The 23,217-nt window shown below is 62.5% G+C and carries 23 protein-coding genes and 1 pseudogene; 10 read left to right on the top strand and 14 right to left on the bottom strand.

The annotated features are described in order from the left end of the window. The first annotated feature begins 23 nt into the window (after positions 1–23). Positions 24–788 carry a FadR/GntR family transcriptional regulator gene (locus tag QD408_RS14810; RefSeq protein ID WP_008523284.1) on the top strand — a complete coding sequence of 255 codons (765 nt, stop codon included), beginning with the start codon at positions 24–26 and terminating at the stop codon, positions 786–788. A 17-nt stretch (positions 789–805) separates the two neighbouring features. Here QD408_RS14810 and QD408_RS14805 read toward each other — a convergent pair whose 3' ends face one another. The 7 genes and pseudogenes from QD408_RS14805 to QD408_RS14775 form a co-directional block, all read right to left on the bottom strand. After that, positions 806–1,072 carry a hypothetical protein gene (locus QD408_RS14805; RefSeq protein ID WP_245313567.1) on the bottom strand — a complete coding sequence of 89 codons (267 nt, stop codon included), beginning with the start codon at positions 1,070–1,072 and terminating at the stop codon, positions 806–808. Positions 1,073–1,123: 51 nt separating this feature from the next. Further along, positions 1,124–1,210 (bottom strand): annotated as a pseudogene (locus QD408_RS14800) (DUF2934 domain-containing protein); the annotation flags it as partial. Positions 1,211–1,229: 19 nt separating this feature from the next. After that, entirely contained in the window at positions 1,230–1,757 is a 528-nt protein-coding gene (locus tag QD408_RS14795; protein WP_414139826.1) for a DUF4142 domain-containing protein, read from the bottom strand. A gap of 106 nt (positions 1,758–1,863) precedes the next feature. Continuing rightward, positions 1,864–2,316: a DUF421 domain-containing protein gene (locus tag QD408_RS14790; protein ID WP_088682353.1), complete on the bottom strand. Its 453-nt coding sequence runs from the start codon at positions 2,314–2,316 to the stop codon at positions 1,864–1,866. A gap of 10 nt (positions 2,317–2,326) precedes the next feature. Further along, the gene (locus tag QD408_RS14785; RefSeq protein WP_245313535.1) at positions 2,327–2,824 is read right to left on the bottom strand and encodes a hypothetical protein; all 498 of its coding nucleotides are present in this window, start codon (positions 2,822–2,824) and stop codon (positions 2,327–2,329) included. Positions 2,825–2,911: 87 nt separating this feature from the next. Next, positions 2,912–4,894 (bottom strand): protein-L-isoaspartate(D-aspartate) O-methyltransferase, encoded by a 1,983-nt coding sequence (locus QD408_RS14780; RefSeq protein WP_414139825.1) that lies wholly within the window; start codon positions 4,892–4,894, stop codon positions 2,912–2,914. Positions 4,895–5,017: 123 nt separating this feature from the next. Then, positions 5,018–6,100 carry an ABC transporter ATP-binding protein gene (locus tag QD408_RS14775; protein ID WP_088682355.1) on the bottom strand — a complete coding sequence of 361 codons (1,083 nt, stop codon included), beginning with the start codon at positions 6,098–6,100 and terminating at the stop codon, positions 5,018–5,020. A gap of 338 nt (positions 6,101–6,438) precedes the next feature. Here QD408_RS14775 and QD408_RS14770 point away from each other — a divergent pair, with 338 nt between their 5' ends. The 6 genes from QD408_RS14770 to QD408_RS14745 all read left to right on the top strand — a co-directional run bounded on the left by QD408_RS14770 (position 6,439) and on the right by QD408_RS14745 (position 12,648). Then, positions 6,439–8,079 (top strand): extracellular solute-binding protein, encoded by a 1,641-nt coding sequence (locus tag QD408_RS14770; protein WP_088682356.1) that lies wholly within the window; start codon positions 6,439–6,441, stop codon positions 8,077–8,079. A 66-nt stretch (positions 8,080–8,145) separates the two neighbouring features. Beyond that, the gene (locus QD408_RS14765) at positions 8,146–9,264 is read left to right on the top strand and encodes a carbohydrate ABC transporter permease (RefSeq protein WP_414139824.1); all 1,119 of its coding nucleotides are present in this window, start codon (positions 8,146–8,148) and stop codon (positions 9,262–9,264) included. Continuing rightward, a complete protein-coding gene (locus QD408_RS14760) occupies positions 9,264–10,175 on the top strand; it encodes a carbohydrate ABC transporter permease (RefSeq protein WP_414139823.1) in 912 nt (303 codons plus the stop codon). The genes QD408_RS14765 and QD408_RS14760 overlap by 1 nt, the downstream gene beginning before the upstream one ends. A gap of 17 nt (positions 10,176–10,192) precedes the next feature. Beyond that, entirely contained in the window at positions 10,193–11,215 is a 1,023-nt protein-coding gene (locus tag QD408_RS14755; protein ID WP_414139822.1) for a LacI family DNA-binding transcriptional regulator, read from the top strand. A gap of 51 nt (positions 11,216–11,266) precedes the next feature. Then, positions 11,267–11,728: an RbsD/FucU family protein gene (locus tag QD408_RS14750; protein WP_414139821.1), complete on the top strand. Its 462-nt coding sequence runs from the start codon at positions 11,267–11,269 to the stop codon at positions 11,726–11,728. After that, the gene (locus tag QD408_RS14745) at positions 11,725–12,648 is read left to right on the top strand and encodes a ribokinase (RefSeq protein ID WP_414139820.1); all 924 of its coding nucleotides are present in this window, start codon (positions 11,725–11,727) and stop codon (positions 12,646–12,648) included. Before QD408_RS14750 ends, QD408_RS14745 begins: the two co-directional genes overlap by 4 nt. Here QD408_RS14745 and QD408_RS14740 read toward each other — a convergent pair. From QD408_RS14740 to QD408_RS14715, 6 genes are all read right to left on the bottom strand, one after another. Beyond that, complete coding sequence (locus QD408_RS14740) at positions 12,645–13,100, bottom strand: pyridoxamine 5'-phosphate oxidase family protein (RefSeq protein WP_414139819.1); 456 nt, start codon at positions 13,098–13,100, stop codon at positions 12,645–12,647. The genes QD408_RS14745 and QD408_RS14740 overlap by 4 nt on opposite strands. 125 nt (positions 13,101–13,225) lie before the next feature. Beyond that, entirely contained in the window at positions 13,226–14,140 is a 915-nt protein-coding gene (locus QD408_RS14735) for an SMP-30/gluconolactonase/LRE family protein (protein ID WP_414139818.1), read from the bottom strand. Positions 14,141–14,154: 14 nt separating this feature from the next. Continuing rightward, positions 14,155–15,105, bottom strand: coding sequence for an ABC transporter permease (locus QD408_RS14730; RefSeq protein WP_414139817.1), 951 nt, complete (start codon positions 15,103–15,105; stop codon positions 14,155–14,157). After that, positions 15,102–16,052 (bottom strand): ABC transporter permease, encoded by a 951-nt coding sequence (locus QD408_RS14725; protein WP_088682363.1) that lies wholly within the window; start codon positions 16,050–16,052, stop codon positions 15,102–15,104. Before QD408_RS14725 ends, QD408_RS14730 begins: the two co-directional genes overlap by 4 nt. Next, positions 16,049–17,500: a sugar ABC transporter ATP-binding protein gene (locus QD408_RS14720; protein ID WP_414139816.1), complete on the bottom strand. Its 1,452-nt coding sequence runs from the start codon at positions 17,498–17,500 to the stop codon at positions 16,049–16,051. The genes QD408_RS14725 and QD408_RS14720 overlap by 4 nt, the downstream gene beginning before the upstream one ends. Before the next feature lie 72 nt (positions 17,501–17,572). Further along, on the bottom strand, positions 17,573–18,589 hold the full coding sequence (locus QD408_RS14715) for an ABC transporter substrate-binding protein (protein WP_088682364.1): 1,017 nt from the start codon (positions 18,587–18,589) through the stop codon (positions 17,573–17,575). A 279-nt stretch (positions 18,590–18,868) separates the two neighbouring features. On the opposite strand from QD408_RS14715, the gene QD408_RS14710 reads away from it, so the two are divergent. Continuing rightward, positions 18,869–20,107 carry a sensor histidine kinase gene (locus tag QD408_RS14710; protein WP_088682366.1) on the top strand — a complete coding sequence of 413 codons (1,239 nt, stop codon included), beginning with the start codon at positions 18,869–18,871 and terminating at the stop codon, positions 20,105–20,107. 13 nt (positions 20,108–20,120) lie between these two features. Further along, a complete protein-coding gene (locus QD408_RS14705; RefSeq protein ID WP_088682367.1) occupies positions 20,121–20,843 on the top strand; it encodes a response regulator transcription factor in 723 nt (240 codons plus the stop codon). A 27-nt stretch (positions 20,844–20,870) separates the two neighbouring features. Here the strand turns inward: QD408_RS14705 and QD408_RS14700 are convergent, their stop codons facing one another. Next, a complete protein-coding gene (locus tag QD408_RS14700) occupies positions 20,871–21,875 on the bottom strand; it encodes a hypothetical protein (protein ID WP_414139815.1) in 1,005 nt (334 codons plus the stop codon). 293 nt (positions 21,876–22,168) lie between these two features. On the opposite strand from QD408_RS14700, the gene QD408_RS14695 reads away from it, so the two are divergent. Beyond that, a complete protein-coding gene (locus tag QD408_RS14695; RefSeq protein ID WP_088682369.1) occupies positions 22,169–23,194 on the top strand; it encodes a substrate-binding domain-containing protein in 1,026 nt (341 codons plus the stop codon). Positions 23,195–23,217 lie beyond the last annotated feature (23 nt).

The following is a 23,217-nucleotide window of genomic DNA, read 5'->3' as shown; positions in this document are numbered from 1 at the left end:
AGAATACCGTCGGGGAGAATGACGTGGTTGAAGCGAATGGCGAATCTTTGAACGCGGAAGCCGGCCCGCCGGGCAAGCCCGAACGCGGCAAGGCCGTCAAGCTGGTCGATCGTGTCTTCGACCAGCTGCTGGAGCGCATCCGCGGCGGAAACTACCCGCCGGATTCACGCCTTCCCGGCGAACATGAACTCGCCTCGATGCTGGGTGTTTCGAGACCGATCGTGCGTGATGCGCTGGCGCGCTTGCGCGACCAGGGCATGGTCTATGCCCGCCAAGGCGCCGGCACCTTCGTCAGCGCGCATGGATCGCCGACCACGCAGCTCGCCTATTCGCCTGTCAAAACCATTGCCGATATCCAGCGCTGCTACGAATTCCGCCTGACGATCGAGCCGGCCGCCGCCTATTTCGCCGCCAAGCGCCGCAATGAGCAGGCCATCCAGAAGATCGCCAATGCGCTGGCGGATCTGCGCGAGGCGACCAGCCATCAGCTTCACCGCGCCGATGCCGATTTCACCTTCCACCGCGCGGTGACGGAAGCCGCCAACAATCATTACTACACAGCTTCGATCGATGCGCTGAAAGCCCATATCGCTGTCGGCATGCATCTCCACGGCCTCTCGCTGCTCGGTCCCCGCCAGGGGCTGGAGCAGGTCTATGAAGAGCATAACGCCATCTACAAGGCGATCGCCGACGGCCGGGCCGACGATGCGCAAAGGCTGATGAAGGCGCATCTCGAAGGCTCCCGGGACCGTCTGTTCGAGGGCAGGGTGCTCGACCTGTCGTTCTGAAACGCGTCGCTCGACCGTTAGATTGGGCTGTTTCTGAGCCGACCCCATGACGGGTCCCATTCGACATCTTCGACAAGCTCGACGAAGACGGGGTTGCGGCTGTTGCCTCGGTGGGATTCGGCCAGTTTGAACGCCGCTTCGGGCTCCATCTCCTCGCCGGGAAATATCCTGTCGTTCCGGTCCGTATCCGCGACGTTGCGAACATATCCCCTGACATGGCTGCCCGAGCGATAGAGTTTGACGACCAGCGAACCGGCAGGGACGGCGGCTTGGGCATACCTGATATATTCGGCGACATCCGCCGCCGGATTGTCCGCATCGTCACCCGCTCTGTACCAGTGTGCGAGGTCCTGACCTTCCGGACGGCCCTCGCTTTCCCACATCTGGTAGGCGCGAATTCTTCGCGTCTCGTCGTCGATCATCGTTGCTTCCGCCCACCGCTCACTTGTTCAGCTCCTCGGCCATCTGGAGATGATGCTCCAGAGCCGGACGCGTGGCTGCGGCCCATGCCTTCAGCTCGGGATTGTCGCCTTCGTCGCCATAGCGCTTGAAGAGATCGACCGCGTCTTCATGGGCCGATTCCTGATCCGAGTGATACTGCTTGTTGAAATCGTCTCCCTGCAGGCCGTTCAGCTTGTCGAGCATGCTCTGCTGCTCCGCTGTCATGGCGTTTGGAAGCGTTGCTTTGACCTTGCCGTTCGAGACCAGTGCCTTGAGTTCATCGCGGGTTTTCTGATGATCGGTCACCATCTGCTGCGCGAAGGCCTTGGTCGCATCGTCACCTCGCTCGGCAGCGAGCTTGCTTGAGGCGATTTCGAACATGTCGCTGGCGGCTGCTTCCTTGACGAAATCCTCGGTTTTCGGCGGGACGCCGATCAGGGAATTGACCCCCGACTTTTCGGCTGCGGATTGTGCGAAGGCGGGAACGGCAAGCGAGAGGGCGAGTGAAGCAATGACAAGGTGTTTCATCGGAATCTCCTCTGTTGATGATCCGCCGAACTTTCGGGAAAGCGGAGAGTTCCCGTGTCTCCGCTTCGATATTCGTTCGGCCTCGCCTGGCATAGCCGACCAATGGTCAGCCGGGTTTCTGCTTCTTGATGATGCTGATGGCGCCGCTCACTTCGAGGATTGCAAATTTTATCTCCGCCACGCTCTCGATACCTTCCTGGCTTCGAGCCGCTTCCATGACGTCTTCCTTCTGCAGCCGGGCTCCTTTGAGCGCGCGCTCGTCATAGGCGCCGTCCGTCACGAGGACTGTGGGAACGCCGTCGATGACGTGAGCGGCGCGGGGCCACCATCTCTTGACGTAGGAGAGGCCGATGTCGGTGGTGAACAGCGTGAGGATCAGGATGATGGAGTTGGTGATCGAGAAGTCGTCCCCGAGCATCGCCTGCTGCGTGGTTTCGGAAATCACCAGCACGATGACCAGGTCGAAGGGTGTCATCTGAGCCAGCGTCCGTCTGCCCGACAGACGGATGATCACAAGCAGCGTGAAATAGATTGTCAGTCCGCGAAATACAGCATCCACGGTGACGTCCTCACGGAAAGATGAAAGTCGACTGCGCGCGGGTGTCCGCCCCGATGCCGATGGTGGCGCGACGCGGGCCGGCAAGTTCCGTCTGCAGGCGGAATACGATCTGCGTCGGCCCTGCCGGGTCGGCGGGGAACATGTAGCCTATCCGACCGTCCCGCGCGAAGGTCGCCTTTTGAGGCGGGTCGACGCTCTGAATGGAAAACGTCTGAAGAAAGGCCGCGTCGATCGTGAAAATCCTGTCTTCGGACGACGGCCCGAAGTTCACGACCATATGCTCAGGAGCGTTCCAGCGGGAGATGGTGGGGAAATCCACGGATCCGCCCGGCAATACCAGCGTTTGGCGTGAGAACGGCCCGCCCCTTCCGAGCAGACCCAATAAACAGGCCAGCAGAAGCAGCGTGAAGACGATCCAGGAAATACGTTGAATTGCCCAGAATCTCTGCTGGAACTCGGTGGAGTCGATCATGCCTTCCGGCAGTGCGGGCTTGCGTATTTTTCCCAATGCGCCCTCCCTATGCGTTCCGCATAGAACCTGCGGCGGACGCAAAAGTTCCCGGGACCAAGGAGCGGCCGCCTTCAAGCCGATGCGCTAGAAACCATAGGGAAAAGTTTCCCGGTCACCGGTGTCCGGCTCCGGCGGCCCGAGCGGCGAAAGCGCGCGGGTTTCATCGAACCAGAGGAAGGCATCATATTGCCGTGACAGCGACGTCGGCATGTAATGGCTCAGCCGCTCCGTGTCCGGTCGGTAGATGACGCCGATGAAGCGCTGAAGCCGCTGTTCGACAAGACTGGCGTGCAGTTCCTCGCTGGCTTTGAAATCGAGGAGAAATCGCGGCCTTCCGGAATTGTGACACAGGCGCTCGCAACTTTCCGGCAGCGATGGATTGACCTGCTTCGTCTCGGCTTGACCGTCCCAGTCGCTTGCGGCGATCACTGCGCCGGAATGCGTTCCCAGTCCAATGAGGCTGGTCATTCCATCGAAACGCTGCCGACACAGCTGGCCGAGATTGAGTTCGTCGCGGGCGGCCGCCATGTCGGTGTAGCGGGCGTCGCCGATATGGGAATTATGAGCCCATATGATGATCTTCGCCGCCGGTCCGTGAAACTCGAGCAGATGTTCGATCGTATCGGCCATATAGGTGTCGCGGAGATTCCAGGCTTGGGAACCGCCGTAATACATGACGCGGTAATAGCGCTCGGCTGCGGCGAGCAGCCTTGCCGACTGGGCGGCATTCAGAAAATCGTCGCCATCGGAGGCCGAGTCATCGAGAGACCGCGCCAGGAGTTCGGTGCATTGTTTCAGCACGGCCTCCTCGCATGATCTGTAGGCGTCGGTGAGGACGGCTCTGCCGTAAGTCGCCGGATCGCTCTGCCAGGGGCTGAGGCAGCCGTAGCGTTCCCGGGCGGTCGCCGCCGTCTCCGGGCTGACGTTTTCGAGGTAGTCGAGCACGGAGCGGATCGATCCCGACATGTTGTAAAGATCCAGGCCGTAGAACCGTACTGGATCTTTCTGCAAAGTCTTTCGATGCCGGTTTTCCTCCTTCATCCAGCCGGCGAAGCTGGAAAATTCCAGATTGCGCCACATCCACCTGGGGAAGCGGCTGAATGGCTCACCACCTTTCGGCGCTTGGCCGTTTATCCATCGGTCGAGCGCCACGGCATCAGGCCAATCTGCTTCGACCGCGATCAGGTTGAAGCCGTGATGCTCGATCAGGTGGCGGCTGATGGCGGCGCGGGCCTCGTAAAACTCTGCTGTTCCATGCGTGGATTCGCCGAGCAGAACGATGCGGCTTTCGGCAAACCGGTCGAAAAGGGCGGCAAAGCTCTTGTCATCAAGCGATGAGAATTCTTCCGCCGCATCCGCGATGAACGCAGCGGGCGCCTCTTCCGCAGGCGATGACGGGGCCGTCGCCGTATACATCGGATGTGCGGCGGTCCAGGCGTCTTCCCCGATCAGGGGAACGAACAGGACGCCGCCGAGATCTTCCTCCTCGAAGACGGCGGCTCCGGTCCGTGTGATCCGTTTCAGACGCTGCGCGTCGCCGCGGCCGACGGGAATGATCAGCCGTCCTCCGAAGTCCAGCTGCTCTTTCAAGGCAAGTGGGACCTCGGGCGCGCCGGCGGAAACGATAATCGCATCGAAGGGAGCGGCTTTCGGCCAACCCTTGCTGCCGTCGCCGACACGAACGTCGATGTTGGAGTATCCGAGCCTCTCGAACCGCTCCCTGGCCTGCAGCGCCAGCCGCTCATGGCGCTCGACGGAGTAGACGTGCCTGGCGATGCGGCTGATGAGGGCCGAGGCATAGCCGGAACCGGTTCCGACCTCGAGCACCTTGTCGCCGGCATCGAGGTCCGCCTTTTCGAGCATCAGGGCGACGATGAACGGCTGCGAAATGGTCTGGCCGTCGCCGATCGATAGCGGCGCATCCTCATAGGCGAATTCCTCGAAGCCGGGGTCGACGAACCTTTCGCGCGGTACCGTGCGCATCGCCCGAACGACGCTCCGATCGCCGATACCGCGGCGTGTCAGCTGTTGTTCCACCATACGATCCCGGGCGCGCGTCATATCCATGGATCAACTCCTCGGTCGATCGCAATTTCGGGGAGTGAGAAGAAAGCAAAACACCCGGACGCCCGAAGAGTTCCTGGGGAGAGCGGTTCGCCAGCAGCGCGCCTCCCTGGATATTATATGTCCTCACCTGCCGGAGGCTTGTTCCGGTCGCAACGTCTTGCCGGATGCCGCATCAAAAAGATGAAGCTTCTCCGGCCGAGGGGCGATCGTCACGGCCTGCCCGGGGTCAAAATCGTGGCGTTCCGAGAACACCGCGACCAGCTCGCCCGGCCCGTAGCGCAGGAACACCATCGTTTCATGGCCGGTGGGCTCGGTGACGTTCACCGTCGTCTTCAGCCCGCTTTCGCTGAGCGACAGGTGTTCAGGCCGCATGCCGAGCAGCACGGCCTGGCCGTCGGCGGCTTCCGGCGTGAAACCGAGGGCAATCTCGTCGCCGGCCTCGGTGACGAAGATCGCGCCATCGGCCTTGTAGCGGCCTTTCAGCAGGTTCATCGACGGCGAGCCGATGAAGGTTGCGACGAAGGTGTTGCCGGGGCGGTCGTAGAGTTCCAGCGGTGTGCCGATCTGTTCGACCTTGCCGCCCTGCATGACCACGATCTTGTCGGCCATGGTCATCGCTTCGACCTGGTCATGGGTGACATAGATGGTCGTGGTCTTCAGCCGCTGGTGCAGTTCCTTGATTTCCTTGCGCATCTGCACGCGCAGCTTGGCGTCGAGGTTTGAAAGCGGCTCGTCGAACAGGAACACCTGCGGCGACCTGACGATGGCTCGGCCCATCGCCACGCGCTGGCGCTGGCCGCCCGAAAGCTGGCGCGGATAGCGGTCCAGATAGGGCACGAGGTCGAGCGTTTCGGCCGCCGCCTGCAGGCGCTGCTTGATGAGGTCGGCCGGCTGCTTCTGCAGGCGCAGCGCGAAAACCATGTTTTCGGCGACGGTCTTGTGCGGATAGAGCGCATAGCTTTGGAAGACCATCGCGATGTCGCGGTCCTTCGGCGGCAGGTTGTTGACGACCTTTCCGCCGATCGAAATGGTGCCGCCGGTGATGCTTTCCAGCCCCGCGACCATGCGCAACAGGGTGGATTTGCCACAACCGGACGGGCCGACGAGCACGACGAACTCGCCGTCGCGAATGTCTATATCCACGCCATGCAGGACATTGACGGCGCCGTAAGCCTTGCGCGCCCCTGAAATATCGACCTCAGCCATGTGCCTCCCGCTTGCTGTCCAGCGTTCCCGGGCAGCCCCGGGAACATGCATGCCTTGCCGCGTATTCCAGAGCATCCGGCCGGCAAAACCGTCCTCTGCGCCTGCCCGAAAACACCCGTCAATCCTCCTCCGTGAAACGTTTCATTTCTTGTTGACTTTTTCAGCGCGCCGTCTGATCCTCCGTCGCGAGACCGGGAGGAAGCGGTTTCAAGCAGGATATGAAACGTTTCATTTCTTGCTTACCAGATAGTTCTGCACCAAGCCAGTCTTAAAATCGAACTGGAGCCGGCCCGTCAGATCGGCTGCCGGCAGCGCTAGGAAACGTGGAGGAGGAAGACATGAAAGTCGAAATATACGATGCATTGATGCGCCGTCAGGCGAGCCGCCGCGACGTCTTGCGCGGAACGGCGAGTGCCGCCGCCCTGCTCGGCCTGTCCGGCGCGATGGGCGGCATTCCCGGCATGGCATTTGCTGCCGATGACGTGCGCGCCCAAATTCTGCAGATCCCGGGCGTCGGCAAGGGCTCGCCGACGGATGCGGACTGGCAGAAGGTCGGCGAACTCTGCCTCGGCCCGACCAAGGCCAATGTCAAGCAAGGCGAGTTCGCGGGCGTCGAGCTGACCTTCATGGGGCTCAACAACCAGAATCTGCATAATTTCCTGTTCCGCGGTTTCCTGAAGCCGTGGGAAGCCTATACGGGCGCCAAGATCAACTGGATCGACCTTGCCCAGGCCGACTACAACGCCCGCCTTCAGCAGTCGATCGCGACCGGCACGGTCGATTTCGACATTCTCGAAATGGGCGCGCCCTTCGAAGGCGACACCGCCGGGCGCGGGCTGCTGGACGAGATGCCCGACTGGGCTGCAAAGCAGATCGAAGCCGACGATCTGGTGAGCTACCTCAAGCCGCCGGTCGGCACTTGGGACGGCAAGACCTATCGTGTAACGATCGACGGCGACTGCCACACCTTCGCTTACCGCAAGGATTACTTCGGCGAGGGCTCGATCAGCGGCATGGCCGAGCCGCCGAAGACCTGGCAGGAGGTCAATGCGGCGTCCAAGGCGCTGATCGGCAAGACCGATCCGCTGACCGGCCAGCCGGCTTACGGCTATCTCGATCCGCTCAAGGGCTGGGGCGGCTTCGGCTTCTATTTCATCGAGAACCGCGCGACGGCCTATGCCAAATATCCCGGCGACCCRGCCTGGCTGTTCGATCCCGAAAACATGAAGCCGCTGGTCAATAACCCCGCCTGGGTCCAGGCGATCCAGGACGTCCTGGATCTGATCGCCGCCAAGGCGTATCCGGCCGACCAGATCAATGCTGACCCCGGCACCACGGCTTTCTCGCAGTTCCTCGCAGGCACCGGCGCCATGCTGATGTGGTGGGGCGACGTCGGCTCCAGCGCTCGCACCTCGGACACGTCGGTCGTGGGCGATGTGGTCGGCTTCGGCATCAACCGCGGCTCCAACCGCGTCTACAACCGCAAGACCGGGCAATGGGAAGACAAGTATAACGAAGCCCCCAACATGGCCTATCTCGGCTGGGGCATCTACGTCACCAAGCAGGTCTCCGGCGACGAGAAGAAGCGTAAGGCCGCCTGGTCTGCCGCTGCCCACCTCGGCGGCAAGGATCTGTCCCTGTGGACGTCGGCCTATCCTTCCGGCTTCCAGCCCTATCGTCAGTCCAACTTCAACTACGACGAATGGGAAAAGGCAGGTTACGACCGCGCCTATATCGAGGACTATCTCGGTTCGAACGCCGACAGCTACAACCATCCGAACGCCGCCATCGAGCCGCGCATTCCTGGCATCTTCCAATATTACTCCGTTGCCGAGGACGAACTGGCAAAGGGCTTTGCCGGACAGTATAAATCGGCACAGGAAACCGCGGATGCGATCGCGGCTGCCTGGGAAAAGATCACCGACCAGATTGGCCGCGACAGCCAGCTGAAGCTTTACCGGGCAAGCCTCGGGCTCTGATCGCTGACTCATACGCGCTGGCGGATCGAATTCGCCAGCGCCCATTCTGTCCGGACGAGGAATATCATGTCGACAGTCGAAGGCGACCTGCTCCACACGGTCGAAGCCGGCTCCATTTCCGCGAGCCGCCGCTTCTGGGGCCGCGCGGCCCTGTGGCTCAGCGCCCTATGGTTCATAGCGTCGTTCGTACTGCAGGGTATGCATGAACTGGGCTGGACCGGTTGGGGCTTCGAGAACTGGCGGCCGGTTCTTTATGCCTATTTTCTCTGGGCCGCGGTTCTTTGCGTCACCCGTGTTGTCATTCACGGCGAGGCAGGCAAGAAGGCGCTTTTCGTTCTGCCGGCAGCACTTTTCGTCGTGTCGATGGTGGTCTTTCCGCTGCTCTTTGCGCTCTGGATCGGCTTTTCCGACTGGAACCTCGCCTCTTCCGCCGGGCGGCGCTTCAACGGGCTCGACAATGTGCGCCGGATGATCGCCGACCCGTTCTATGCCAACGCCTTGCTCAACATGATCCTCTACTGCCTGGCGATAGCGGTGGAATATGCGATCGCCTTCGGCCTGGCGCTGCTCCTCAACCAGGAAATCCTTGCCCGCAAGTTCTGGCGCGTCACCTTCCTCGTGCCCTTGATGCTGTCGCCGGTCGCGGTGAGCTGGATGGTCGGCAAGTCGATGCTGGAGACCCGTTTCGGCCCGGTCGCGCGTTTTGCCCGCTGGCTTGGCTGGGAAAATCCTTCTTTCTTCGGCGATCCGCTAACGGCGCGGCTGTCGATCATGATCATGGATGCCTGGACCTTCATTCCCTTCATGATGATCATGCTGCTTGCCGGGTTGCAGGCATTGTCGAGGGAGGTGCTCGAGGCGGCCGAAGTCGACGGCGCCACCAAATGGCAACGTTTCTGGCAGGTCATTTTCCCGCTGATGCTGCCGGTTTCGGTGACGGCGGTGATGATCCGCATCATCTTCAAGCTGAAGCTCGCCGACATCATCATCACGGTGACATCGGGAGGTCCCGGCGGGGCGACCGATTCCGTCACCAGTTTCATCTATCGCGAATACCGCGACCGTTCGAATGTCGGATATGGAACCTTGCTCGCGCTGGTCTATCTGGTCATCATCGTCGTCGGCATGACGGGGCTGATGAAGATTTCCGACCGTATCGTGAAGCGCATGACAGGAAGGCTCTGATGGTTCGGATCGATTTCGAAAAATACGGGCGCGGCCAGCGCATCCGCTGGTGGGCCATGCGTTTCGCCGTCTACGGCCTGCTCATCGTCTGGGCGTTCGTCTGCATCTTCCCGCTGTTCTGGACGGTGTCGACCTCGTTCAAGACAGCCGCGGATGTCATGCGCGGCAATCTGATCCCCTGGTTCAACTTTGCGCCCAGCTGGCTCGGCTGGCGCTCGCTCGGGCTGTCTCCCGATACGATTTTCGAGATATCGACGGTGCGCGACGAGTTCATGCGCAGGCTCTGGAACAGCGTCATCATTTCCGTCACCGCATCCGCCCTTGCGGTCGTGCTCGGATCGCTCGCGGCCTATGGCCTCAGCCGCTTTTCCTACAAGTTCGGCCATATGCGCAATTCCGACATTTCCTTCTTCTTCCTCTCGCAACTCATCATGCCGCCCGTCGTCCTCGCTTTGCCGTTCCTGGTTCTCTACAAGGAGCTGGCGCTGCTCGACACTTATGTGGGCATGATCGCCGTCTACACGCTGATGGTGCTGCCGATCGTCGTCTGGATCATGCGCGACCAGTTCGCCACCATACCGGTGGAGCTGGAGGAGGCCGCACTCGTCGACGGCCTGTCGGTCTGGGGCGCATTTGCCCGCATCATCGTGCCGCTCGTTCTGCCGGGCATGGTGGCCGCGTTCCTGCTGGCGCTGATCCTGTGCTGGAACGAATATTTCTTCGCCGCACTGCTGACCTCGACCAATACCAACACGCTGCCGGTGATGATTGCGAGCCAGACAGGCAGCCAGGGCATCAACTGGTGGTCGATGGCCGCTCTTTCCACCGCCGGTATCCTTCCGCTTGTTATCGTCGGCGTCGTGCTGGAAAAGCACATCATCGCCGGGATGACGGCAGGAGCGGTAAAATAGCTGCGGGACGGTCGAAAATGTCAAAGATGCCCACAGTCAAGGATGTCGCCGAACATGCCGGTGTATCCGTGGGCACCGTTTCGCGCGTGCTGTCGGGCGAAGCCGCGGTCAAACCCATGCTGCGCGAAAAGGTCAACGACGCCATCTCGGCGCTCGGCTACCGGCCGAATGTCACCGCGAGAGCGCTGCGCACCAGCAGAACCGATGTCATCGGCCTCATCGTTCCCGACATCACCAATCCGTTCTTCGCGCAGCTTGCGGCCAGCGTCGAGCGCGCGGCGCTCGAACGCGGGCATAGCCTCATGCTGGCAAGCTCGCATGACGATCGCGAGGCGGAGCAGAGCCACGTCCTGGCGTTTCTCGATCGGTCGGTGCGCGGCATCATCGTGGTGGCTTCGAGCGCCGGTCCGGGGCTCCACCTGGAGGCCACGGTTCCGGTCATCTCGCTCGACCGGCGCTTCGGCGCCTTTCCGCTGGTCTCGACCAATCATGCGCAGGCGGCCGCGCTGATTGCCGATCATCTCTATGAGCTTGGACATCGCCACATCGCCTATATCGCCGGGCCGCCCGATACTGAAGCCGGGCGCATGCGCAGAGAGGGCTTCGTCGGCCGCATCGATCGGTTCGGCAAAACCGGGGAGCCGGTCGAACTCGAAATCGCCTACGGCAAATTCGATTATGAATCCGGTGAAAGAATTGCCCGCGACCTGCTCTCGCGCCCGCCTCAGGACCGGCCTACGGCGATTGCGGCTGCCAGCGACCAGCAGGCGATCGGTGCGCTGCGCGCTGCACGCGATCTCAAGATCGACGTGCCGCGAAAACTCTCGGTCACGGGTTTCGACGATATTTCGCTCGCCAATCTCGTCGTTCCGAGGCTGACGACCATACGCCAGCCGGCGGACATGCTGGCGCGGCGCGCGGTCGGCCTTCTCCTCGAGGAACCATCGGACAGGCGAGACGAGATGGTCGACGGGTCGCTGGTCGTGCGGGGTTCGAGCGGCCCGTGCCCGAAGCCGAAGCCCGATATCGCCAAACATTAAGAATTGAAGCAAGGCCGGTGCTCCGGCCACGAGAAAGGGATGGAAGGATCAATGCTCAAGGGAATCAGGGCCGAACTCAACGGCGACATTCTTCAAGCACTCTGCAACATGGGGCACGGCGATTATCTCGTCGTATCCGACATGAATTTTCCATCGGATTCGATCGCCCGTCAGACGCGTCTGGGCAAGCTGCTGACCATGGAAAACATCCCCGCGCCGCAGGCGATCGAGGCGATCCTTTCCGTCTTGCCCCTGGACACACCGATCCAGCCCTCGGTTGGCCGCATGGAAGTGATCGGCAAGCCCGATGAAGTTCCGCCGATTCAACAGGAAGTCCAGGCGATCGTCGATCGCGCCGAACGCAGGCCGTCACCGATGTATCCGGTCGAACGGATGGCGTTTTATGAGATTGCCAAGAAGGCCTATTGCGTCATCGCCACGGGAGAGCTTCGGTTCTACGGTTGCTTCCTTCTGACCAAGGGCGTCATCCCCGCGAAGGATGCTGTGAGATGAGCGAGAAAAGCGGGATCGTCATTCTGGGCATTTTTGCCGCCGACACCGCCTATAAGGCAAAGCGCCTGCCGCACATGGCCGAGACGCTGATGGGGTCGGGCTTCACGCTCGGGCCGGGCGGCAAAGGTTCCAATCAGGCAGTCGCCGCGGCCAAGGCCGGCGGGAAGGTGACCTTCATCTCCCGGGTCGGCAACGATCCGTTCGGCGAAATGGCCCTTGCGGCCTATGCGGCGGCGGGCGTCAAAGCCAATGTGATGAAGATGGACGGCGTTTCCAGCGGCGCCGCTTTCATCTTCGTCGACGAAGTGACTGGTGACAATGCCATCATCGTCGCGCCGGGTGCCGCGGGCCTTATCGGCGTCGAAGACGTCGACGCGAACCGGGCGGAGATCGAAAGCGCCGCCATCTTCATGACGCAGCTCGAACAGCCGCTCGAAGCGGCCATGCACGGGCTGTCGATGGCGAAGAGGGCAGGGGCGACGACGATCTTCAACCCCGCGCCGGCGCGCGCCATTCCGGACAGCATCTACGGCCTGTGCGATTTCATCGTTCCCAATGAGGTGGAAGCGGCCGAACTGGTGGGTCACGCGATCGAAAGCGATGAACAGGTGCGCGCAGCAGGCCGTGCCCTGGTGGAGCGAGGGGCGAAAGCGGCGATCATCACGCTCGGCGCACGCGGCGCATTTTATTGCACCGAGGGTCAGAGCGAATTCGTGCCCGCACTTTCGGCGGGCAGCGTCATCGACACAACCGGGGCCGGCGATGCCTTCCTCGGCGGCTTCGCGACGGCGATTTCCGAAGGACGCGCGCCAATCGATGCTGTCCGCTTCGGCTCCGCCACGGCTGCCATTGCTGTGACACGGCCAGGCACGGCCCCCGCCATGCCTTCGCGCGCCGAGATCGACGCCTTCCTGCATTAAGACCGCGAGCTGGAAGCGGCGAGGTTGATCTCGCCGTTCTCTTCGCCATCCCAATATTGGATGGAGGAGGCCGATACCTTGATCAGGACGAGGCCGGAAGTGTCGATCCCCTCCGGGAACCAGCGCTTGAGATCGGCAACCCAATGCTTCTCGAAGGCCGCCTTATCCCGCATCAGGGATGCGATGCCTTCGATGGCAATGAAGATGCCTGGCTTGCCGAGCAGGCTGGGAGCTGCCGTGAAAGTCAGCGATACGTTCTCGTTGCCTTTGATCTCGGCAATCTTCCGGGTGTCCTCGTAAGAGAAGAACCAGGAGTCGCCATCGTATTCAACGTCGCCGTTGTTGCTCATCGGCCGGCTGGCGATCCGTCCGGAGCCGGCGTTCGTCGAAAGCATGCAGAAATCGATCTTCTTCAGGTGCGAAGCAAGGTCTTCGAGTGTCATGGACGCCATTGTCATCTCCCATCTTCGGATGTCGGACATAGCGTGCAGGCGCGCCGATTGTTCCCGACGGGCGGCAGAGAAAGCGCGCTTTCAACGGGCGTCGGCTTCGATTCCCGTAAAGGGCCATCACCGGCTCATGGCATTTGAGAGCCGGTCGCGGCGACATAGACTGAATAGAGCGAGCGCGTCGCGGCGATGAACAGACGGTTGCGTGCGGGCCCGCCGAAGGTGAGGTTTGCGACGGTCTGGGGGACGCGGATCTTGCCGATCAGCTTGCCCGTCGCATCGAAGCAATGGACGCCGTCACCGGCGCTGGACCAGAGATTCCCATTGACGTCAATCCGGATGCCGTCCGGAATGCCGTTGTCGATATGGCAGAAGACGCGGCCGTTTTCGAGCCTGCTGCCATCGATCACGTCGAAGGCGCGGATGTGACGCGGCAGGCTTTCGTCGTGGCTTGCCGCCGAGTCCGCGATGTAGAGGATCGTCTCGTCGGGCGAGAAGGCGAGGCCGTTCGGCTGGATGAAATCCGTGACGACGGCGGCAAGCTCACCGGTTGCCGGATCGAGGCGGTAGACGCTGCGCGTCGCCTGCTCGGGCACGGCCTGGTAGCCTTCATAATTTGACATGATGCCGTAGGTGGGATCGGTGAACCAGATCGTTCCGTCCGATTTCACAACTACGTCGTTCGGCGAATTGAGCCGCGCACCCTCGAAACGGTCGGCGAGCACGGTGATCGAGCCGTCGATCTCGGTGCGCGTGACGCGGCGTCCGCCATGTTCGCAGGAGACGAGCCGGCCCTGGCGGTCGCGCGTGTGGCCGTTGGTGAAGTTGGATGGTTGCCGGTAGACGGAGACCCCGCCCTCCGGCGTCCATCGCAGCATGCGCTGGTTGGGAATATCGCTCCAGAGGAGCTGGTTCGCATCGTTGAACCAGACGGGGCCTTCCGCCCAACGGCAGCCGGAATAAAGCTCGTCGAGGCCGGCGCTTGCCACGATCAACTGCCGGAAGCGTGGGTCGTGGATTTCGTAGATGCTGGCCTCGGCCATGGCGGTCTTCCCGTTTATCGCATGCCGGCCCGGCGGCCGCCGGCGAGCATGATGACGCTGATGATGATGAGGCCGGTCATGATGAGGCGGATACCCGCGCCGACCCCATAGGTGTTGAGCATGGAAACGACCAGGAACATGAAGAGCGACGCGCCCCAGATGCCCGGCACGTTGGAATCGCCGCCTGCGACCGCCGTGCCGCCGATCACGACGACGGCGATCGAGGTCAGCAGATATTCCGAGCCCATATTGAGCGCTGCGCCGCCGGAGAAGCAGGCGAGCAGGTAGCCCGCGACGGATGCGAGCACGGCGCAGAACAGATAGGTGACGAAACGGGTGCCGTCGACCGGGATGCCGGCCATGCGCGCGGCCGGCATGCTCTGGCCGATCGCCGAGATCCAGCGTCCGTAGACCGTCTTATGGAGCAAGAACCAGGCCAGCAGTGAGATGAGGAGCGCTGCGATTGCCACGTTCGGCACGCCGAGCGTGTTCGAGGTGGTGAATTCCGCTAGCATGCTCGGCGGCTTGATGCGCAAACCGCGGTTCGTCCAGATCGCCGCAGATTGTACGATGAAGCTCATGGAAAGCGTGGCGATGATCGGCGGAATGCGCAGCGCCTTGATGAGTGCATAGTTGCCGAGGCCGACGACGAGGCCGATGAGGATGGCGACAAGAAGCCCGGGCAGGATCAACCCGTTTTCGACGTTCATCAGTTTCAGCGCCACCGTGCCGGCAAGCGTCATCGTGGCGGGAACCGACAGGTCGATATTGCCGGGACCGAGCGTGATGACGAACATCTGGCCGATTCCGACGATGACCGAAAAGGCCGCGAAGGTGAGGGCTGCCTGCGACAGGCCGAGCGTGCTTGCGCCGAGCGTCACCATGATCGTCAGGAACCAGACGACGAAGGCGGCAAGCCATGACCAAATCCAGGGTTTGCCGAAAAGGCCGAGGAGAGGGGTCATCGGCGGCGTTTCTCCCGTTTCTCCAGGCGGTTCAGCATCAGGCGAAGGGCGAGCACGATGATCAGGATCGCGCCCTGGGCTCCGATCTGCCAGTCGGGCGAGATGCGCAGGAAGGAGAGGAAGGAGCCGGCGAGCGTCAGCGTCAATGCGCCGATGACCGCGCCGACAGGGGAGACGCGGCCGCCGATGAATTCGCCGCCGCCGAGGATCACGCCGGCAATCGACAGCAGCGTGTAGCGCAACGCGATATTGGCGTCGGCCGACGTCGTCAGGCCGACGAGCGCGATACCGGCAAGCACCGCGAAAAGGCCGGCCAGGCCATAGGCGGCGGCGCGGGCGGCGACGATCGACCAGCCGGCGCGCTCGACCGAGCGCTGGTTGCCGCCGATGCCGCGGATCAGCACGCCGAGCGAGGAGCGCATGACCAGAAGATGGGCGATGACGGCGATGATGATGCTGGCGACGATCGCCATGGGCGCCAGCGGCGGCTTGACGGTCATCAGAGAGCGCACCCAATCCGGCGCCTGTCCGCCTGGTGCGGGCAGCAACAGCACGGCAAGGCCGCCCCAGACGAAGCTCATGCCGAGAGTGACGACGATGGACGGCAGGTCGCGCAGGTAGATGATGACGCCGAGGCCCGCATAGGCTGCGATCGCGCCTGCAAGGATCAGGACACCGATTACAGGGTCATCGCGCAGAAAGGTCGCGCTCACGCAGGCGACGAAGCTGACGAAGGTGCCCATCGACAGATCGAGATCGTTGACCGCCATGACAAGCATCTGGGCGATCGTCGCCAGCGCGATCGGCACCGCCAGATTGAACAGCAGGTTGAGCCCGACATAGCTCATGGCGCGCGGCTGCAGCCAGAAGACGGCGGCGAGGAGCAGCGTCAGCGACAAAGCGGGAATGGCAAGACGCATGGCGTCGGACGAGAGCCGGAACGTCATGCGGCGACCCCTTCGAAGGATGCGGCGATGATGTTGGTCTCGCTGACGGCGTCGCCGGCGAGTTCGGCCGTGATGCGGCCTTCGCGGAAGACGTAGACGCGGTCGCAGAGACGGACCTCGTCCATCTCGGTCGAATACCAGATGAAGGTGCGGCCGCGCGAAGCTTCGTCGCGGATGATGGCGTAGACCTCCTGCTTGGTCCCGACATCGACGCCGCGCATCGGATCATCCATCAGGACGACAGGCGCGCGCGTGGCAAGGGCGCGGGCAAAGAGAACTTTCTGCTGGTTGCCGCCGGAAAGCGACAATATGCGGTTTGCCATGTCGGGCGTGCGGATCTCGATCCGCCGTTTCCAGTCCGCGCCCTTGCTCTCCTCTTCATCAGCCAGAATGAGGCCGCGCCGCGACAGGTCGCCGAGCGAGGCGACGGAAAAGTTGCGCAGGATGCTCCAGAGTTCGAAGACGCCGTTGAGGCGCCGGTCGCCGGCGACGAAGGTGACGAGCGGGTCGCGCTCGGGCAGCCAGTTGCCGGACTGGGCGGCATGCAGGGCAAGCAGCAGTTCGGTCTGCCCGTGGCCGGCGAGACCCGCCAGTCCGATGATTTCGCCCTTGCGGGCCGAAAAGGGACGGCCCGCCGTCTGATGGGAGAGAATGAGCGGAGCGGTGGATTGCTCGCGTGCCGGGCGCTGGCCCGTCTCCTCCTTCGCAACGGTGCCCATGGCCTCGACCAGGCCATGATGGTCGAATCCATCAGCCGGGCGTTCGGCCACGACGCGGCCGTCCTTCATGACGACGATGCGGTCGGAGGTTTCGAGGATCTCGTGCAGGATATGCGAGATGAAGATGACGGAGCCGCCGGCCGCGACGAAGCGGCGGACATGGTCGAGCATCTGGCGGGCGAGGCTCGCATCGAGCGAGGAGGTGGGTTCGTCGAGGATCACCAGGCGCGGCGCAATGCCGGCGTCGGAAAAGGCCATTGATATTTCGACCATCTGCCGCTCGGCGATCGAAAGGTCTCCCACGGCCCGGCTGCTGTCGATGCCATGGCCGGGAAAGACCGCATCGAGGCTCTTTTCGATGATTCTTGCGGCGCGCCTGCGCCAGCCGAAGCCGCCGAGATCGCGGTGCATGATGCGCGTGTTCTCGACGATGGAAAGGTTGGGGCAGAGCGAAAGCTCCTGGAAGACGCAGCGCACGCCGCGGGCTCGCGCCGCGTTGATGCCGTAACGCTCCAGCCGCTCGCCATCGCTCGCCACGCTGCCTTCATGGGGCGTGAGGCCGCCATTGATGACGCTGACGATCGTGGACTTGCCGGCTCCATTGTGTCCGACGAGCCCGACGCATTCGCCCGGCATGACGCGGAGCGTGACGCCGTCGAGCGCTCTGACCGCGCCGAAGCTTACCTTGGCGCCGTCGACGGCGATCACCGCCTTCAAAACCTCATTCATGCTGCCCGCCACATCTGCTCGGAAGGACTGCCGCGCGGCCATTGTCGGCCCGCGCGGCAATCGCCGGGAGAGTTATTTTGCCGACTCGATGACCTTGATCGCGTCTGCCTGCGTGTATTCCACATTGGCGACGCCGCCGGCCTGGGTGTTGGCGAGGTTCGTTTCGAGGTTATCCTGGTCGATGCGCAGGAAGGGCACGACGAGGTCCTTCTTGACCTGCTTGCCGTCGAGGATCTGCTGGGCGACCCAGAAGGCGAGCGTGGAGACACCGGGCGCGATCGACACGGACATGGTCTCGTAGCTCTTCGCGTCCTTCTGCTCCTTCCACCACTTCAACTCGTCTTCACGGTTGCCCATGATGATGATCGGCATCTTCCGGTCGGTCGCGGCGATCGCCTGTGCGGCACCGTAACCGTCACCGCCCTGCGTCACCACGCCGACGATGTCGGGCAGGCTCGGCAGGATGCCGGCGACGGCTTTCTGCGCCACGTCCTGCGCCCAGTCGCCATGCACGGAGCCGACGACCTTGAACTGCGGGAACTGCTTGACGCCCTCGTGAATGCCGGCCGAAATCTCGTCATCGACGAAGACGCCGGCAAGGCCGCGGATCTCGAGCAGATTGCCGCCCTGCGGAAGTTTCTTCGACAGATACTCCACCTCGCTGCGGCCCATTTCCTTGAAGTTGACGGCGATGCGCCAGGCGCAGGGTTCGGTGACGATGCCGTCGAAGGAGACGACGGTAATCCCGGCGTCGCAGGCTTCCTTGACCGCGCCGTTCAGCGCCGTCGGCGAGGCGGCGTTCAGCACGATGGCATCATAGCCCTGCAGGATCATGTTCTGGATCTGCGCCGCCTGTTCCGTCGCCTGGTTCTCGGCGGTGGTGAATGGATCGGCGGCGGCAACGACGCCTGATTTCACGGCTTCGCCCGTCACCTTGCCCCAGCTCGTCAGCATGGCCTGGCGCCAGGAGTTTCCGGCATAGTTGTTGGAAAGGGCGATCTTCTTGGCCGACGTGTCGGCAAAGGCGGAAACGGGCATGGCGGCGCAAGCAATGGCGGCCGATGCCAGAAGCATCTTACGGATTGTCATGTCTTCCTCCCTCATGATCGCGCCGGTCGGCGGATCGCTTCACTCCTGCCGGCTCAAGCGGGCCCCGAGTGAAAATTGTTCTTGCACTGAGCTTCCTCCTCTCAGTAAGGGCAGGATGCGGGAGATCGGCCGGCCTGTACAGGGGCAAGGCGGCAACGTGTTTGCGGGTTTTGCGCAACAAGCTGCGGGTTTACGCAAGACGGCGGCCCATTTGCGGGCGCTTACTGGGAAACGATCACGGCGGGTTGAGGAGCTTGTCGTGACGGGGAGGAACTGACAATGCTGCATCTCGCACCGGCAGCCCTGTTCGACCATTATCTCGGCATTTCACGGCTGCTCGCAGGTCAGCTCGATTTCCGCTCGGCCATCCGTTCGGTCGCGGCCGAAGTCGCCCACATCATTCCGCACGACCATCTCGACGTCTGCGTGCTGCTCGAAGGCGGCAATTATCACACGGCCTATGAGACGGGCATCGAGACCGCCTGGGGCGAGATTGCCGGCGCGCCTGTCGTTAACAGCCCCATCCGCTCGCTCCTGCGCGGTGAAGTCGACTTTCTGCTCTCGGACGACGCCATGAAAGATCCGCGCTTCCATTTCGAGGGCGCGTTCAAGCGGCCGATCGTCGAACAATCGCTGAGGAGCCGGCTGCATGTCCCGATGAAGGTGCAGGGTACGATCATTGCGGCCCTTTCCTGTTCGTCTCACAGGGCGGGCGTCTATACGATGGAGGACGTCGAGCGCGCCCGCATCATCGCCGATCTGCTGACGCCCTATTTCTTCGCGCTGCAGGCGGCCGAGCAGGCGCAACGCTCGGCGATCGTGGAGGCCGAAGCCCGCGCCCGCGAGGAGGGGCTGCGGCAGGGCGCGCTGAAGCTGACCGAAGCCCTGGAGCAGGAGCGTCAGCGGATCGGCATGGACCTTCACGACCAGACGCTCGCCGATCTGACGCGGCTTGCGCGGCGGATCGACCGGCTGTCGCGCAACGGCGAGGTGACGCCCGAGGCGCTCGAACCCGTTTCGCGGTCCCTGCAGCATTGCATGCAGGATCTGCGGCAGATCATCGAGCAGGCAAAACCCTCCGTACTCCAGCTCTTCGGTCTCGCCCAGGCGATCGAGCATCATCTCGACCGGTCGACCCGCGACACCGGATCGGGCATCGAATGGGGCCTCGCCGACGAGACGAACGGGGCGCTGGAAAGGCTGGAGCCGACCGTCAGCGTCGCCCTGTTCCGCATCGCGCAGGAAGCGATCAACAATGCCGTGCGCCATGCCGCCCCGCTGGCGATCATGGTGCGGCTCGAAGCCGACGACGAACAGCTGTCGATCGAAATCTCCGACGACGGCACCGGACTTGCCAAGACGCGGGGACGGATCGGCGGCGGCATCGACAATATGAAGACCCGCGCGCGGCTGATTTCGGCGCGCTTCACGACCGGCCCAGGCCACAACAATCGCGGCACCGCCGTGCGCGTCGTGCTGCCGCTGGCGCCGAACGGCCCGGCGGGCGAGCCAGACTGAGGAGAAAGACACGATGAAAGTTCTGATCGTCGAGGACGACCCGCTGCACCGGTCCTACCTGCACGAGGCTGTCAACGCCGCGCTGCCGGAATGCGACACGGTGATCGAGGCGGAGAACGGAACCGTCGGTGAGAAGCTCGCCCGCGACCATAAGTCGGCGCATATAGTCATGGACCTGCAGATGGCGAGCCGCAACGGCATCGAGGCGGCGCGCACGATCTGGAAGGAGCGGCCTGAGACCCGCATCCTGTTCTGGTCGAATTACTCTGATGAGGCCTATGTGCGCGGCGTCTCGCGCATCGTGCCGGATGGGGCCGCCTATGGCTATGTGCTGAAATCGGCTTCCGACGAGCGGCTGAAGCTGGCGCTTCGCTCGATCTTCATCGAGAGCCAATGCGTTATCGACCGCGAGGTGCGCGGCCTGCAGCAGAAGAGCCTCGGCCAGACGAACGGCTTCACCGATTCCGAATACGAGATCCTTGTCGATATCGCCCTCGGCCTGACCGACCGGGCCATCGCCAAACGCCGGGGCCTGTCGCTGCGCAGCGTGCAGAACCGTCTTCAGCAGCTCTACGACAAGCTCGACGTCTATCAGACGGCCGGCGACGACCACGAGGACGGGCGCTTCAATCTGCGCGCCCGCGCCGTCACCGTCGCATTCCTGCGCAAACTCCTGAACTACAGCGCTCTGGAACGGGCCGAGGCGGAACTGCAGGAATGGCTTGACGGGAAATAGTTTCCGACGCTGCGTCGAACGCGTCTCTCAATTGGAAGGGGTCTGGCAAAGCGGTATGGCGCGCGGCGGCGGCGCCGGGTGATCTTGCCCGTACTTGACGATGACCGGCTCCAGCTTCTCCTTCGGCCAGAACTGCGGAGAGCCGATTTCACCAAGGCATGAAGCGTTCCAATAGGAACCGGCCTTTGCCGGCGGCTGGCCCGATGTCACCGCGCGCGCGACCGCACTGATATCGCCGGCCTCAGGATAGATATAGAGGGTGGTCGGATTGTCCTTCACCATCGACAGCACCTGCGGGGCTTCCTCGGGCGACCAGCTGGTGCAGCCGTCGCTGCGGCCGCCCGCGTAAGTGACCAGTTTTCCGAATGGGACATAGCCCTCACGATTGGCATAGGGACTTTCCGGCTTTTTCTGCATGCATATGCCGGAGACGAGTGCCGCGGCATGTCCGCCGATGGCGCGCTGCCTGGCGTTCGCGGTTTCGCCGACGCCATCGAACTGCACGAAGGAGCGGGTGAGCACCGTCTCCTGATTGGCGGAAGGACCGTAATAGCCCTTGAAGGAAGTCTTGATCTCACTCGTCAGATAGGCCCCGCCGGCCGTCAGATTGGAGTTCATCGCATTGCCGAAATTCCTGGCGCACTCCCGTCCGTTGGAGAAGTTGACGACACCCTTCAGGTTGCGGCCACCGCCATGCCCCGCCGATATCACCCGGAACGACTGTTCCGCTTCGCAGATCATGTAGAACCGGCCGCCTGTCGTTCCGTCGGTAAGATCGTTCGGACGTGTGGCGTCCATCGCGAAATAGCAGGAATTCCTGACCTTTCCCTCCGCAATGTTTTGCAGGTAAAGCGCCCGAGCCCGTTCCAGCACGACGGGAGCGATCTGGCCTTTTCCTTCGCCGACATAGCCGGCCAGCCAGCTTGGTACAGGCGATGTTTTCCCCGAAGCCAATGCCGGGCTTGCACCCAAGAGCGACGCGAGGACCACGGTGAAACCAAGAGACTTGGAAAGGCTCGGCGCTAAGGGCATGCGGCAGTCTCCGGGCACGTTGGCCAATCACGATATCACGCTGCCGGTAATAGCGGATTCGCGCATGATTGGCATGAGTCCTAACAGCGCACTTGCAACCGCCAAAAAACGGCCGTACAGGGATCGAATGTGAAATATATTTCTTGATGTGAATTATATTGACATGTATTTCCCTTTGAGGTTAGCTGCCCATACCGGACTTCGAGGAGGAAATCCGGGCTTCAACGCGATCAGCGGCGTCGTTTCGGCGCCCTCGGGCTTTTTGGGAGGGGCTTCGGCCTCGAGGAGGACTTTTGCGCACTTTTCTCACGACGACCGCAATGGCGGTCCTGGCGACAACGCTTTTTGCCGGTTCTGCCGCTGCGACGGATAACCCGTTTCGTTGCAAGCCGGGCGAAAAATACGTCATGAACGTCATGGTTTCGGGCGTCGAATACTGGTTCCCGGTCTATGAAATGTTCAAGCAGGCGGGCCAGCAGCTCGGCTGCGAAACGGAATATACCGGGACCCCGGAATATGACGTCAACAAGCAGATCGCAACCTTCGACCAGGCGCTGGCGCAAAATCCGGCCGGCATTCTCGTCCATCCGATGAACTCCGATCCGTTCATCGAGCCGATCAACCGCGCCGTCGATCAGGGCACTGCGGTCGTCACCTTCGCAGCCGACTCGCCGCTCTCCAAGCGGGTTTCCTTCATCACTTCGGACAATACCCGCGAAGGCACTTATGCCGCTGACGCGATCGCCGAGAAGATGGGCGGCAAAGGCGAATACGCGGTTCTGGAAAATCCCGGCCAGGACAACCACGACAAACGCATTGCCGCCTTCATCGCCCGTATGGACGCGAAATGGCCCGACATGAAGCTCGTCGGCCGCGCCGCGTCCAACCAGGATCCGACCAAGGCCTATCAGGGGCTCTCCAGCCTGATCCAGGCCAATCCGAACCTCGGGGCGGTTTTCATGCCCGAAGCCAATTCCGCGATCGGCGCCGCGCAGGCCAATAAGGAAACCGGCGGCAAGGTTCTCGTCATGTGCGCTGATGTCAATGCCAACATCCTCGACATGATCAAGGCCGGCGAGGTTTTCGGCTCGATCAACCCGAACCAGGGCATGCAGGGCTACATGGGCTTCATGCTGCTGTGGCTCGCCAAGCACCCGGAACTGATCGACCCGATGAACGACGCCAAGCGCTCGGGCTTCAACCCGATGAGCATCCCGGTCGTCGACAACGGCCTCTCGATCGTGACCGCCGCAAATGCCGACGACTTCTATTGGGACAAGTATCTGAAGCGCCGCGGAACGAAGGGCATCGAGGAATAAGGCCCGACAAGACCATCCGCGCC

This window comes from Rhizobium sp. BR 249 (assembly GCF_047445895.1).
GTDB lineage: Bacteria > Pseudomonadota > Alphaproteobacteria > Rhizobiales > Rhizobiaceae > Rhizobium.
Note: the sequence above shows the minus strand (reverse complement) of the source record. Positions and strands in the feature narration are given on the sequence as shown.